The sequence below is a fragment of the Arcicella aquatica genome (assembly GCF_034928825.1).
GTDB classification, from domain to species: Bacteria; Bacteroidota; Bacteroidia; order Cytophagales; family Spirosomataceae; genus Arcicella; species Arcicella aquatica.
The window spans coordinates 67,276-80,851 of the sequence record NZ_JAYFUL010000020.1 but is presented as its reverse complement, the minus strand read 5'-3'; the positions used below and the strand labels follow the sequence as shown (position 1 = coordinate 80,851).

At 34.0% G+C, this 13,576-nt stretch carries 14 protein-coding genes and 1 tRNA gene; 2 read left to right on the top strand and 13 right to left on the bottom strand.

Annotation, left to right across the window (positions count from 1 at the left end):
* Positions 1–367 precede the first annotated feature (367 nt).
* A complete protein-coding gene (locus VB264_RS13355; protein WP_309912501.1) occupies positions 368–799 on the top strand; it encodes a hypothetical protein in 432 nt (143 codons plus the stop codon).
* An 88-nt stretch (positions 800–887) separates the two neighbouring features.
* On the opposite strand, the gene VB264_RS13350 is transcribed toward VB264_RS13355, so the two are convergent.
* The 11 genes from VB264_RS13350 to VB264_RS13300 all read right to left on the bottom strand — a co-directional run bounded on the left by VB264_RS13350 (position 888) and on the right by VB264_RS13300 (position 10,716).
* On the bottom strand, positions 888–1,406 hold the full coding sequence (locus VB264_RS13350; protein WP_309912499.1) for a shikimate kinase: 519 nt from the start codon (positions 1,404–1,406) through the stop codon (positions 888–890).
* Between the two features lie 34 nt (positions 1,407–1,440).
* A complete protein-coding gene (locus tag VB264_RS13345; protein ID WP_323250101.1) occupies positions 1,441–2,541 on the bottom strand; it encodes a BT_3928 family protein in 1,101 nt (366 codons plus the stop codon).
* Positions 2,542–2,611: 70 nt separating this feature from the next.
* The gene (locus VB264_RS13340) at positions 2,612–3,154 is read right to left on the bottom strand and encodes a DUF1599 domain-containing protein (RefSeq protein WP_323250100.1); all 543 of its coding nucleotides are present in this window, start codon (positions 3,152–3,154) and stop codon (positions 2,612–2,614) included.
* A 125-nt stretch (positions 3,155–3,279) separates the two neighbouring features.
* On the bottom strand, positions 3,280–3,657 hold the full coding sequence (locus VB264_RS13335) for a PH domain-containing protein (protein WP_309912494.1): 378 nt from the start codon (positions 3,655–3,657) through the stop codon (positions 3,280–3,282).
* Between the two features lie 199 nt (positions 3,658–3,856).
* A complete protein-coding gene (locus tag VB264_RS13330; RefSeq protein WP_323250099.1) occupies positions 3,857–4,708 on the bottom strand; it encodes a DUF5694 domain-containing protein in 852 nt (283 codons plus the stop codon).
* A gap of 39 nt (positions 4,709–4,747) precedes the next feature.
* A complete protein-coding gene (locus VB264_RS13325; RefSeq protein WP_323250098.1) occupies positions 4,748–5,167 on the bottom strand; it encodes a GNAT family N-acetyltransferase in 420 nt (139 codons plus the stop codon).
* A gap of 165 nt (positions 5,168–5,332) precedes the next feature.
* Positions 5,333–6,754, bottom strand: a complete 1,422-nt coding sequence (locus VB264_RS13320; protein WP_309912488.1) for a hypothetical protein — start codon at positions 6,752–6,754, stop codon at positions 5,333–5,335.
* Between the two features lies 1 nt (position 6,755).
* A complete protein-coding gene (locus tag VB264_RS13315) occupies positions 6,756–7,832 on the bottom strand; it encodes a hypothetical protein (protein WP_323250096.1) in 1,077 nt (358 codons plus the stop codon).
* 95 nt (positions 7,833–7,927) lie between these two features.
* The gene (locus VB264_RS13310) at positions 7,928–8,488 is read right to left on the bottom strand and encodes a hypothetical protein (protein ID WP_323250094.1); all 561 of its coding nucleotides are present in this window, start codon (positions 8,486–8,488) and stop codon (positions 7,928–7,930) included.
* A gap of 108 nt (positions 8,489–8,596) precedes the next feature.
* Entirely contained in the window at positions 8,597–9,859 is a 1,263-nt protein-coding gene (gene clpX, locus VB264_RS13305) for an ATP-dependent Clp protease ATP-binding subunit ClpX (protein ID WP_323250092.1), read from the bottom strand.
* Between the two features lie 143 nt (positions 9,860–10,002).
* On the bottom strand, positions 10,003–10,716 hold the full coding sequence (locus tag VB264_RS13300; protein WP_309912480.1) for an ATP-dependent Clp protease proteolytic subunit: 714 nt from the start codon (positions 10,714–10,716) through the stop codon (positions 10,003–10,005).
* A 257-nt stretch (positions 10,717–10,973) separates the two neighbouring features.
* On the opposite strand from VB264_RS13300, the gene VB264_RS13295 reads away from it, so the two are divergent.
* Positions 10,974–11,345, top strand: a complete 372-nt coding sequence (locus tag VB264_RS13295; protein WP_323250090.1) for a helix-turn-helix domain-containing protein — start codon at positions 10,974–10,976, stop codon at positions 11,343–11,345.
* A 182-nt stretch (positions 11,346–11,527) separates the two neighbouring features.
* On the opposite strand, the gene VB264_RS13290 is transcribed toward VB264_RS13295, so the two are convergent.
* Together VB264_RS13290 and VB264_RS13285 are read right to left on the bottom strand one after the other, a co-directional pair.
* Positions 11,528–12,850: a trigger factor gene (locus VB264_RS13290; RefSeq protein WP_323250088.1), complete on the bottom strand. Its 1,323-nt coding sequence runs from the start codon at positions 12,848–12,850 to the stop codon at positions 11,528–11,530.
* Between the two features lie 153 nt (positions 12,851–13,003).
* Positions 13,004–13,085 (bottom strand) — tRNA-Leu (locus tag VB264_RS13285).
* Positions 13,086–13,576: the final 491 nt, after the last annotated feature.

Below are 13,576 nucleotides of genomic sequence, written 5' to 3'. Positions count from 1 at the left end.
AAAACCTTAAAATATTAAACCTGAGCTCTTTAGCTTAAAAAAAGACGGTTTTTAACCATAAAAAGTGTTTTTTTTCAAAAAATACATTTCTATCATCATCTTTTTCAAAAAAAGAACCTCCTTTTTATAAAATACCATTCCTGATAATCACTTTTTTAAAATTGTACTTTTTTGATTGATTTTTGTTTTAAACCTCATTTCGTTGGAATCATCTTTTTTGCTGAAATGTCAATTTTATGATTTTTAGGAGGGTGCTAGTCTTTGAAAAAAAATAAGTAGAAATACTTGTAAATGTTGTACGAAATAGTAAAATTCAACTATTAATTAAGAATAAGTATATAAATAAACAGCGTAAATACTTAAAAACATGATATTAGAAGAGCAAACTCAGCAGGTTACTGAAAACCTATATATTACAAATAATGAAGTAGAAATCCTAGATTCTTTAGTCGATTCAAAAAATATGTTTTATGATTTTTCTAAGAATAAGGTAGTTTCATTTATCAAAGAAATGGACTTTAATTTGATACTCTACAACTCTAGCGAACGTGATCGTGGCTTTACAATGTATGTAGTTAAAAACTTCTGTGAGCACGAAGAGGAATTGGTATTATTACGTAATGTATTTAATAGCATTATTAGTAATGGTGTAAACCAATACATGATGAGAATAGCTAAAAGTAAAGTAGAAGATATTTTTTATATGGCTAACACTTTCAGAGCTTTGTTTAAAAAACCAAGACCTGACCAAGACTATGATGTAATTCATCCGTCCTTGCCTTCGTCTTTTACATATTAAAAGAGTATTAATATAAATTGGGATAGTGTTTAAATAAAAAGCGATTGAGGATAGTTATCCTTCAATCGCTTTTATTTTGTAGCTAAAATTATTTTTGTGTCATTTCGTCCAAAATCCATAGAAGCTGGTCTACATCGATGTTCCCATCTATTTGTATATCTGCACGTTGATAATAGGGTAAACGCGCAGCACAGCGTTCTTGAAGGCTTTTTAAGAGGGTATCCTCTGTAGTATTTCTATTAATTAATGGGCGATGATTAACATCCGACTTCTGGATTCTCTTCAATAAGTCTTCTGGCTGAACATTCAAGAAAATACTGGTACCGTTGGCTTTGATAAAATCCATATTATCAAAAAAGCACGGAACTCCTCCACCCGTAGCAATGACTAGTTTTTGTTCCGCTTGAATGGCTTTTAATACTTTGCTTTCAACCTGTCTGAAATAATCTTCTCCTTTGTATTTGAATATTTCTGGAATAGTCATTAATTCTTGTTTTTCGATTAATTCATCCATATCTACGAACTGAAAATCGAGTCTTTTAGCAAGATGTCTTCCTAGAGTACTCTTTCCTGAAGAGGGCATTCCTATTAAAAAAATATTTTTCATGCTTAAAATCCTTCCCTGAAGGTGCTTGCAAATTTTACTGTAAAGATTTTATGACTTCATTTTTATCGGGCAGTGCATTATGCGACCACTTCCCTTTAACGATACCATCTTTCAACAACCAAAGTGTAGGATTAGCCCTTGCAATGGTTTTTAGAACCTTAGTATCAGCACTATAGTTTGGAATGGCTAACTGAAATTCATGTCTGAAATTATTTACTTCTTCTTCACTAGAAGCACTGATTAACCAAACTTGTATGCCAGACCCCTCCAAGCTTTTAGCTAATTCACGAATTTCGTTAACGTGATTAGTATTTGCTTTTTTAATAACAGGAATCACCACCATCAATTTTTTACCGACAAAACTTTCAGCTTTATAATCAGTAGAATCGCCATCTTTCCAAATATTATAGTCAGTTATTTTAGCTTTTGCCTCGTCTTGATTCAGCGTAATCATTTCCTTAAAATGATATGTAGTATCGGTTGGCATTTGGTCTAGTTCCAAGCTTTCTCCGCCTTTTTCATAAATATATTTGAACTGTAAAGGAGCCGAAGGCTTCATGTTTTTAGGAATATCTTGCCCAACAGCATAAGGAAGTCCATCATAAGGAGGTAAAAATTTAACAGCATAAATCCCTAGGAATAATGAAAATACTACCGAAATACCCACAATAATCCCTGTTTTCTTATCAGCAAATATTTTGCGTTGCCACAGGATTATCAAGATAAAAAACAGCAAAATCATGTCTTTGATAAAAGAAGTCCACGGTTTCAACTTGATAGTTTCACCAAAACAGCCACAATCTGTTACCTTATTAAAATAGGCAGAATAAAAAGTAAGGAAGCCAAAGAAAATAACCGTAGCTAATAATATCCAAGAAGCTGTTTTGAGTTTATACTGTACTAATAGGCATACGCCTAGTACTAATTCTAATGCACATAAAAAAACGGAAATATATAAGGCATAAGGAATCCAGAACTCCCAAAAGCCTGCCATGAAAGGAAAGTCTGTGGCGAATACATCAAAATATTCTTCTAATTTAATCTCGGTACCAACAGGGTCATTGAGTTTAATCAGACCAGAAAAAATAAATATTATTCCGACAAAAAGTCTAGAGAAATGTGCAATTAACTTCATGAATATAGTTGTGATTGAGTGAATGGTGAATTAGTGATTGATAAACTAAATTAACCCAAAGCTGCTCTTATTACACTTCAAACTTTAGATGTATCATACAAAAAATAGCATAGTTCATCATGTCTTGATAATTGGCTTCAACGCCTTCTGATACCAATGTAACGCCTTGATTATCTTCTATTTGTTTTGTCCTAAAGATTTTCATCAATATCAAATCCGTCATTGAGCTTACACGCATATCTCTCCAAGCCTCGCCATAATCATGGTTTTTATCTTTTTGTAAAGCCAATGTTTTCTCTACTTGAATATCGTACAAATCGCTAAGTTCTTGTTCTGTAAACTCCATTTTAGTAGAATCACCCAATTCTTTTTGAATCAAAGCAATGATACAATAATTTATAATTCCGATAAACTCGCCCTCGATGCCGTCCTCAATTTTTTGTGTTCCTTTTTCTTGGATTGAGCGGATTCTTTGAGCTTTGATAAAAATCTGGTCGGTCAAGCTAGGCAATCTTAAAATTCGCCATGAGGTACCATAATCTTTATTTTTTTGTTGAAATAATGTTTTGCAAATAGCAATAATCTCTCTGTATTGAGTTTCAGTTTGATTCATTGTATGGTTTAAATTTGTGCTAATCTTACAAAATTATTGCTTTTAGATGGTAAATGGTAATTTACAAAAATAATCCCGCAAAGTTCTTTACAACTTTGCGGGATTATCATCATGAAATATACACCTTATTTTAACACATAAGTGCTAAGTGCCTTATAAACATCGTTAATGTTTTCACCTTTTCTAAACTCTCTTTGGATAGGCTGTGCCGAACCTTTTATCCAAATCAAAATCTCGGCATCAAGGTCTAGTAAGCTAGCACTGCGTTTTGAAAAGTAGTTAATAGAATGGTATGGAATCGTCATAAAGTCTGTCTTAGTACCAGTAAGCCCTTGTTTGTCAACTAGAATCAAACGCTTGTTAGTAAAAACAAACATATCTCTAATCAGTTTAAATGATTTTACAATCACTTCTCCTTCAATCAAAATTGGCTCGAATTCGTGAGCGATTTTATCAGCAGAAACTTCTGATGAATTGCCCATCAATGCATTTAAAATTCCCATGTTTAGGTTTATTTATTGGTTGTAATAATATTTATCAAAACTAAAAGTAATTTTTCTATCAATCCATAGAAATACATTAATGAAGTCGAGACTAATAACGTGAATTGTATCGATTTATGATAGCGTTTATTGGGGATAGTTTTAGCCTTGTTCAGTTTTATATAGCGTATTCTACTTTTTCAGCTTTTAATGTTGACCATTACTTCAAACTATCAAATTCAATAAACTTGTATTCTGGGGAAGATTCTAGTAACTGCCTTAATACAGCAGCATGTCCATTTCCAAAGATTACTAATATTCTATCTTTACTACTTTCGGTTATCTCTTGCAATTTTCTGAATATTCTCAAGTTTCTATTATACCACCAGATAGATAAGATATCGGCACCTCTTTGATTATCTAGTTTGAAATCACCTACCAGATATGCTCCATAACCTAATTTATGAGATTCGCTGGTATTAATGTGTTTGATATATTTCAATAGGTTTGTTGTGACTGGCAATTTTTCTTCATAATCAAACCATTTCATATACATTGCATTGAACTTATCGTCATTTTGGAAATCAAAACCCTTGAATAACTTTTGAAAATATACTGAATCTAATTTTACTAAATCTTCATCAAAAGAACCAGCATCAATACCATAAATAGTATCCATTTTCATTTCACTAGCAACCCTCAATGCTATTTGATAGCGTTCGTCTCTTTCATTTCTTGAATTACCTGCCTTATATTGTCTGAGTTTTTCTGTAGCATTCCATTTTGGAGTGGCTTCAATAGCAATCTTTGTGGGCTTGAATTTTTTAATATAATTGACCAATTCTGTAATTTCAGATTTCTTGGGTTCCTTTAATACGTCAATTTTATCGCCATCATTTATTTTATTGACGTCTAAATTGGGATAATCAAAATGGAAAGTACCGACGACTAATACTTGTGCTTTTTCTTTTGGGAAGAATGAAGAAGGTTGTTTGATTTCACTTTTTTGTCCGAAGAGGTTTAATGTATTAAAACAAATTGTTACGAGTGTAATTAGGCTTAGTTTTTTCATCTATTGAAATGTGCAAATATTATATATGTTTTATTACTTTTATAGTTTCTTTACAAAATGATAACTACTAATCTTAAAACCTTTGTTCAAGTACAAACGATGTGCAGTATGGCGTGTAGGACCAGAATCTAACGTGACGCAATCATAATTTTTGTCTTTGGCAAGGTCGATTACATAGTCCAATAAAGCCGTTCCATAGCCTTCGCCACGAACTTTGTCTGAAGTAGTGAGGTCGTCGATATAGATTTGTTTACCATTATAAAGCATTTGTAAATATCTGAAACCAATGGCAGAAACTACTTCATCATCTTTTTCGATATAAGCTAATTGATAGCCCTCACTCAGCATTTCGAGTACTGTTTCTACAAATACATCTTCGGTGAGATGTGGACGAAGTAAACTAATTACATACCAACATTTTCGAACCTCTGCTTCAGTGTGTGCTGTCTTTATGATCATATATTTATTGAGTGAGTTAGTGAATTGTGATTTAGTGAGTTGTGATTTAGTGAGTTAGTGAGTTATGAATTATTAAATCATCAATATAATAAGCCTTTACATTTTCAAATTCTCAAATCTTCAAATTTCCAAATCCTTTCATTTTCAAATTTTCAAATCAAAAATTTATTCCTCCTGAAAGTCTTCAGATATTAATTTACGTAATTGCTGATGTGGGCGGAGGTTGGGACGTTTAGAGAACATCGCTTTATCACCCGATGAAGCCTTTGCTTTACTAGCTAAAGTAGCCGTATCGAAATAATTATCTCTTACAAATTGATTTACTTCATCAGCATTGATTACTTCCCTTACCATCGAACCTTTTCCAAAACCATCGTTATATGCACCAATCCTTGAATCTGTTTCTGCTAAACGAGTTTCTCTTTCAATATCCTTAATTTCTTCTAAAAGACTTTTCTTTTGTAACTCTAACGATTCAAAAGAAGGGAGCAATTGCAAATCGTTTTCAAAAATGTTTTTTTGAGTGATATTGTCTGCCAACTCTTTTTCAACGCCTTCTAAAGTAGTAATCAATTGTTTCTTCTCCTTCTTAAGTCGTTTTAACTTAGGGTCAATTTGTAACCATTTAGCCCAGTAACATTGTAAAACAGGGAATGCAATACCTAAACAAATTGCGCCAGCCAAAGCAAATAATACACCCGAAAGCACAAAAGAAGCCAAAGCCCAAGGACTGTTTACTAGTTTTTCATTCAGTTGGTCAAAAATTCTTAATTTTTCATCAATTTGTCGGGTAACCGCTACTGGTAGTGGAGCCGTTGGATTAAGAGGATCAAAGCTTTGATTTTGTAACTGTTTGATAGATTTATTAACGCCCTCTTTCATTTTGTCGGTTTTATAGGCCTCATACCTAAACCAACCCAAAATAAACAAAGTAACTACTGCAAAAACTACCGTAATACTTTTGAACCAAACGTATACCTTTTTAGAATTTAAAGAAGATGCAGACGTATAAGGCGACTCGACCAATCTTTCATAAGCAGGTTTCAAAAGGATAGATAACATGGCTAAACCAACAGCAAATGACCAAGCTTCAACATTATTACGAATATTGAGGGCATAAGCCACGATTTCGTGTGAAATAATTAAATCCCCTGCCACAAACGATACACCAGCCAGAAAGTAAATAATACCTGCAAACAATGAGTATTGATGCGAATTGATTTTTCTTTTTTCAAGTAGGGTAGAGGAAGTTTCTTGATTTTCAGCTAATTGATTTTCAAGACGGTCACGATTTTTCCCTGCAAGATTTACCTTTAACATTCTTTCTTGAAGAGCATCATAGGCTTCTTTGTAGCGAGCTTTAATGTGTTCAGTAACTTTTTCTAAATCAGAAAGTTCTTGTTTTTTTTCATTAAGCTGACGGCTTAACCATTCGAAATTTACTTGTGAAGACAAAAAACCTTCATAAGTATTTCTATCAACAGATTCTAGTCCTCCATGATAGCCATGTTGAAAATCGTACATTTCAGTATGCGAAGGCGTAGTATTTACGGGCATACGATTGTTATTTTGTTCTGTATTTTCCATGTTATTCTTCTTCTCCTAAAATTGTTGTCACTTGATTGTTGTTCAACCTATTTTTATAATTCTGAGCCAAATGATACTCACTTTCAAATACTTTAATCAGCATATCTCTTTGGGCATTTAATTTCAAATTGATAGTGCTTAGTTTGGTAAGCTCAGGTAAAATATCTTGTTTCCTTTGTCTATATTTCTCGATTTCGGCTTTATGTTTCTCAATGTCTGTTTCCCACTCCGCTACTTTCTTGATTTTATCTTTGTAAAGTTGGTTTCGCTTTTGGAAGATGGTAAAATCATCCTTGAAAATGGTTAGATTTCCTAAGAACAGTTTGCCCGAAAACATAAATAAAAAGAATATAAAAGCGAACAAAGCCCATGCTTGAAGGAGAGGTTTTGTAGCATAAATTTGGGCAAATACAAAGAAAGATGCTGCCAAAGGCATGCCTATTTCTTCTAATAGTCTTTTCCAAGTGCTTATTTTACTTTCGTCATGGAGGAATGAAATGCGCCCGAAAAGGTTAAACATTCCCGCTCCAAATACGCCTAAAGCAATAAAGGTAGTTTCTTGGAATTGTCCTTGTAGTGATTCTTTGATTAAGAAATAATTGCCTACAGCAATACCTATCGCTAGTACTAAACCAACTACTGTTCTTAATAAATGATGTTGTTCAGTAAATTCCTGATTTTTGAGGGATTGAATTTGCTGTTCAATATCTTTAACTAAACTTTCCTTTTCATTAATCCAATAATTCAACTCACCAATTTCTTCTTGGTGTTGAGCCATTACTTTTTCCGTTTCGGCTGTTTGCTGAGAAAAGTAGTGACGGATGATGGAGATTTTTTCGTCTGGGTTGGAACCCGACAACCCAAAGATAACGCCTTCATCTCTTAGAATATCTTCATTGATAAGCCAGTCGGGTTGGTCATTGACAGGACTAGAAAACGTTGGTGCAATATTATTTATTTGCACCAACGTATCGTCATTTGATATTATCTCTTCTGTGATGGGTATTTCTATATTTGTATTTTCAATGGTAGGGTTATTGCCACGGAAAACATTTTTCAACTTGTCGAAAATAGACATAAGCGTCGTGAATAATTGGTTTCAATAAAAACCGAAATTGTAAATAAATATTTTATTCGACAAAGAAATTATGAAGAATGGCAGATTTGAACCACTTATACCTCTTGCAGTAAGCCTAAAATGACAAATAGCAATCCAATGAAGGCTGATATACCACCTACGACGCCTAGCCCAAAGATGGCTAATACGATACCAACGCCTAAAAGAATGACACCGATTTTTAAGTTTGGATTCCAGCTATGAAAATCAGCAGATTGTACTCCACTTTTTTTCATTTTCTTCTCTATTTTTTTAATAATAAGTTTCTCTACAAAATTAGCCTTGCGAGTAGTAGCGATAGTCTTACTTTCACTTTTTTGTAAAACTACTTTGTCTAACATGGCGTTGATTTTTTCTTTTTTTAATTCAACGGCTGTTTCATTGTTTGCTTCCTCAATGTGAATAACCTCTGATGCTGATGCATATAACACAGGACTTGGCTTTTCATGGGCTGCTTCAATCATCAACGTTGAACTTGGCATTTCTTCTACTTTCGCCACCTCTACGGCCTTTTGTGTCTCGTACTGGTTTTGAGAAATGATTGTTTTCTGAGAAGTACATGATACTCCTACCATTAAAGCAAGAATGCTTATGAAAGTTAGTTTAATTGTTTGCATATTATTAGGTTTTAGTGTTTGTAAAGAAACGTTGAATAATTAAATTAATTGCTAAATAAAAAGCCCAAAATTATCATTTGGGCTTTTTGTTGGGGTAGTAAATATGAGTTAAGCGGCTTTTTTCATTTGATGAAAAACGGTTCGCTCAAATTTTTCACGGGCATAAGCCAGCGAAATTTTAAATTCTTTGATTTCGTCTTGAGACGGTAGTTCAAACATCGCATCCGTAATGATTGATTCGCAGATTGAACGTAACCCTCTTGCTCCTAATTTGTATTCCATTGCCTGACTAACGATATATTCTAACGCTGGTGGTTCGAATTGTAAGTCAATACCTTCCATTTCGAATAATTTATGGTATTGTTTAGTAATGGCATTTTTAGGCTCTGTCAAGATAGATAACAGCGTTTGGTGGTCTAATGGATCTAAATAAGTTACTACAGGCAAACGTCCTAATAGCTCAGGAATCAAACCGAATGATTTTAAATCTTGCGAAGTAACAAATTTCATTACATTTTCTTCTTCAAACATATCCAAGAACGTATCGTCTGAACTAAAACCGATGGGACGAGTATTCAAACGTTTTGAAATATGACGTTTGATACCATCGAAAGCACCACCACAAATAAAAAGAATATTCTCAGTATTTACTGCTATCATCTTTTGGTCTGGGTGCTTTCTGCCTCCTTGTGGCGGACAGTTTACTACAGCCCCTTCTAATAACTTCAATAAGGCCTGTTGTACACCTTCGCCTGATACATCACGAGTGATAGAAGGATTATCAGATTTACGAGCGATTTTATCAATTTCATCGATAAACACAATGCCCATTTCAGCTTTCTCTACATCGTAGTCGGCAGCTTGTAATAAACGTGTTAAGATACTTTCTACGTCTTCGCCCACATATCCTGCCTCAGTAATTACCGTAGCATCAGCAATACAAAAAGGTACTTCCAACATTCTAGCAATGGTTTTTGCCATATATGTTTTACCTGTCCCTGTTTCGCCCACCATGATGATGTTTGATTTTTCAATCTGAATATCATCAAATGTTGTCTTTACATCATGTTGCATCAAACGCTTATAGTGATTGTAAACGGCTACACAAAGGTGTTTCTTAGCTTCATATTGCCCAATTACGTACTGGTCAATATATTTCTTCATTTCAATTGGCTTTACCAGATTGAATTTTGGAGTTACAGCTTTATTGTTTTTACCTTTTTTATTCTTTTCAGTACTTAATTCTTGCTGAACTACTTCATAGGCTAGTGTTACACATTCGTTACAAACGTGGCCATCCATACCTTCCAACAATTTTACTTCGTTTTGCTTACGTCCGCAAAGAACGCAATGGGCTTGCTGTTGTCTCATATCTTTACACACAAAATTGTGCCTTCATTATTTCCTTGGCAAAATTACAGATTTAAAAATAAAAAATGCTTACTACTTCTATGGAAGTAATAAGCATTTTTAGTTATACGCTCATTTAATTTACTTATTGTATCAAGAAAATTTTATACTCTTGTCAATACTTCGTCAATTAAACCGTATTCTTTTGCTTCTTCTGCACGCATCCAGTAGTCACGGTCTGAATCTCTTTCTATTTCTTCAAATGATTTTCCTGAGTGTTGTGCTAAGATTTCGTATAATTCTTTACGGATTTTAACGATTTCACGGGCAGTGATTTCAATATCACGTGATTGTCCCTGAGCACCACCTGAAGGTTGGTGAATCATGATACGTGCATGGGGTAAAGCCGAACGCTTACCTGCCGTACCACCCGCCAACAATACTGCACCCATCGACGCCGCCAATGAAGTACAAATAGTAGAAACGTCTGGACGGATATAATGCATCGTATCATAGATACCTAAACCTGCATATACAGAGCCACCTGGTGAATTGATGTACATCATAATGTCTTTTTTGGCATCCGTAGATTCCATAAATAACATCTGAGCAACAATGATATTGGCCATATAATCATCCACAGGTACACCCATGAAGATAATTCTATCCATGATTAAGCGTGAAAAAACATCAATTTGAGCAAAACGCATCGGACGTTCTTCAATGATGTACTGTGTCATATCTTCAATGAATGGACGACTAGTACCGCCAATATTATTTGCCTGATTCATGTACTGGTCTACTGCCAAACCGTTCAAACCTCTATGGTGTACGGCGTATTTTCTGAATTCTTCTGAACTTAATTCTTTTGGAAACATAACGGTAATTTATAAAATTGAAAATATGTCGATTGTTAAATTAAATCAAATAAACCATTTTAGCAATTGCATGCTAAGGAATTTAATGAGATTGCCCTTTAATAACTTTTAAAACCCTCAAATAGTTCTCTCTATAATTTTGAAACTAATCGAAGTATTTTTGGTGTTATTCAAAAAATCTTCGACAGCAAAGATGCAAAAACTATGAAATAATCCTAATCAGTTTTACAGAGAATTTATCAGAAAAGGTGATAATTATGAAAATTGGAGAAAAAATACGACAAGCCCGTCTGCTAAAAGGATACTCTCAGGAGAACATGGCAGAACTTTTACAAATTTCGACAACTGCCTTTGGTGACATCGAACGCAGTAAAACTGAATTGACCATTAGCAGGGCACAAAAAATAGCCAGTTTGCTAGACATTAATGTATTAGAGCTTTTTGGGGAAGAGGTAATCACACCCAAAATAATGCTCAATTCAGAAAATGAAATGGAAAAACTACAACTAGAAATAGAAAGACTAAAAAGAGAATCAGACTACTGGAGAGGCAAGTTTGAGGAACGTGTTTTGGTAGAAGCTTATAGACTTATTCAAAATCAGCAACAGCGAGAAAAAATAGGCTTCTAGGAGTTGTGAGTGATGAGTTGTGAGTAATTGAGTTAAATTTATGAAACTACTATTCGATATCTGAAACTATAAATCAACAAAAAATCCCGCAGAGGTTGACCTTACGGGATTTTTTGTTGATTTATAGTTGATTAAGTTGATTATTTTAAGTTCAAGACTCACAACTCATCACTCAAAACTTATTACGCTCCTACAACTTGTTTGAACTCATCTACACTAATATTTTTACTTTCAGTCTTAACGTTTGCTAAAATCACGTCAGAAACTTTGGCTGCATATACTTCATTGAACATTCTCATGAAGTTGTCTTGCTTATTTTTATCAGTTAAGTATCCATTAGCAATACGCTCAATCATTTCGTCCATGCTATTGTCGGCAGACGCATACATTCCGAATTGACCACGAATCATTTCTTTCGTTCTTTCAAGCACTTCTGGATATTCTACTTTGATTTCGTTTTGAGTAGCCACTTCGTTTTTGATTAAGTTCAAACGAATGTCTTTCTTAACATTTTCGAAGTCTTGGTCAATTTGCTCTGGAGTGAATTTTCCTTCGTTTACTTGGATTAGCCAATCACGTAAGAAATCTTCTGGCAATTCGATAGCAATGTTTTCTAATAAAGCTTTTTCAGCATCAATTCTCAATAAATATTCAGCTTCACGCTTGTAGTTAGTTTTGATAATTTCTAGAATCTCTTTACGGAATTCTTCTTCAGAACTTACTTTGCCTTCGCCTAATACTTTATCAAAAAATGCTTGATTTAATTCAGCAACACCATTACGAGTGATATCTTCAATCGTGAAAGTTACTTCACCTACTAAACCAGATTTGTTGCCAGTAGCCAATTCGATTGATTTTTCATCAACAAAAGTAGCTTGAAGGTCGAATGTTAAAGTGTCTCCTTTAGCAGCACCGATAAAAGTAGCTTTAGCTTCTTCTTTGATAGCTTTGAAAGGAATAGCAGATTTTTCAGTCCATTCTCCTTGAGTGAAAACACCAAAAAGCATATCACCTTCTTCTACTGTATCTGGGTGAATTTGCTCTCCAGAATTTTGTTTCAAATTCTCGATAGTTTCTTCCACTTCTTTTTCAGTAGCTTCGATTTCGTAAGTATTGATAGTAGGGATTTTATCAAAGTCAAGAGTGAATTCTCCAGCTAAACCAATGTTGTAAGTAAAGCTAAATTCTTTTTGAGTATCCCAATCGATTGGATTTTCCAATTCGTTCAATGGCATAGGATCACCCACTAAACTTAAATTATTTTCTTTGATATAGTTAGGAACAGCTTTGCCTAAAACAGAATTGATTTCGTCGATTAAAACTGATTTACCGAACATCTTTTGTACCATTTGCATCGGTACCATTCCTGGACGGAATCCTTTGATGTTAGCACGCTTACGATAGTCTTTAAGATTTTTATCGACTTGTGGCTTATAGTCAGCTTCAGAAATAGATACGACCAAACGGGCGTTCACTGGGGTACTTTTTTCGAGAGAAATGTTCATCTTTATGAATTCGGATTTTGGAATGCGGATTTCGGAATTTTTATTTTGCTAAATCTCAGTTTGTCTGACTTTCGTAAATCCGCATTCCGAAATCAACAATCCGAAATCAAAAAAGCCCTCAAAACCGTAACGGTTGAGAGGGCTTTGAATGAGTACGGGCGGAGGGACTCGAACCCCCATGCCTCGCGGCGCCAGATCCTAAGTCTGGTATGTCTACCAATTCCACCACGCCCGCTTGCGTTTTGGAGGTGCAAAATTAGGAAGCCGTTTTTCTTTTTGCAAGCTTTTTGAAGAAAAAAATTAAAAAAAAGTGAAATTTTTTTTCTGTAAAAATTAAGTTGCTGAATTTCAGGTATTTATTTCGTTGGGTATGGATGAGTATTTTATAATACATTTTACCCATTTTTGTATTTAGCTACTTAGCTTTTGTTTGTTAGCGTAAATTAAAATAGATTGGTATAAAGTTTTTAATTCGAAGCTTCAATTATCAATTGCAATATCCTTTGTTTGTCCTTAATTTTAATTCTCAAGCTTTCATGAAATTATTACGACCTTTGTAAGTGTCCTTTCATAAAGAAGTCAAGCAACCAAAACCCATACAATTATATAATCATGCAAGAAAAAGATAAATCACTACCGCCTTTTATCAAATCATGGGAACAACTTTACTGGATAGTTGTCGGTAATTTGGTGCTGATGATTATCCTATTTTATCTCTTTAGCGAA

Excerpts from the sequence above, each read along its gene's own strand:
- VB264_RS13355 (WP_309912501.1), top strand. The coding sequence starts at position 368 with ATGATATTAGAAGAGCAAACTCAGCAGGTTACTGAAAACCTATATATT.
- VB264_RS13350 (WP_309912499.1), bottom strand. The coding sequence starts at position 1,406 with ATGAAAAATATTTTTTTAATAGGAATGCCCTCTTCAGGAAAGAGTACT.
- VB264_RS13345 (WP_323250101.1), bottom strand. The coding sequence starts at position 2,541 with ATGAAGTTAATTGCACATTTCTCTAGACTTTTTGTCGGAATAATATTT.
- VB264_RS13340 (WP_323250100.1), bottom strand. The coding sequence starts at position 3,154 with ATGAATCAAACTGAAACTCAATACAGAGAGATTATTGCTATTTGCAAA.
- VB264_RS13335 (WP_309912494.1), bottom strand. The coding sequence starts at position 3,657 with ATGGGAATTTTAAATGCATTGATGGGCAATTCATCAGAAGTTTCTGCT.
- VB264_RS13330 (WP_323250099.1), bottom strand. The coding sequence starts at position 4,708 with ATGAAAAAACTAAGCCTAATTACACTCGTAACAATTTGTTTTAATACA.
- VB264_RS13325 (WP_323250098.1), bottom strand. The coding sequence starts at position 5,167 with ATGATCATAAAGACAGCACACACTGAAGCAGAGGTTCGAAAATGTTGG.
- VB264_RS13320 (WP_309912488.1), bottom strand. The coding sequence starts at position 6,754 with ATGGAAAATACAGAACAAAATAACAATCGTATGCCCGTAAATACTACG.
- VB264_RS13315 (WP_323250096.1), bottom strand. The coding sequence starts at position 7,832 with ATGTCTATTTTCGACAAGTTGAAAAATGTTTTCCGTGGCAATAACCCT.
- VB264_RS13310 (WP_323250094.1), bottom strand. The coding sequence starts at position 8,488 with ATGCAAACAATTAAACTAACTTTCATAAGCATTCTTGCTTTAATGGTA.
- clpX (WP_323250092.1), bottom strand. The coding sequence starts at position 9,859 with ATGAGACAACAGCAAGCCCATTGCGTTCTTTGCGGACGTAAGCAAAAC.
- VB264_RS13300 (WP_309912480.1), bottom strand. The coding sequence starts at position 10,716 with ATGTTTCCAAAAGAATTAAGTTCAGAAGAATTCAGAAAATACGCCGTA.
- VB264_RS13295 (WP_323250090.1), top strand. The coding sequence starts at position 10,974 with ATGAAAATTGGAGAAAAAATACGACAAGCCCGTCTGCTAAAAGGATAC.
- VB264_RS13290 (WP_323250088.1), bottom strand. The coding sequence starts at position 12,850 with ATGAACATTTCTCTCGAAAAAAGTACCCCAGTGAACGCCCGTTTGGTC.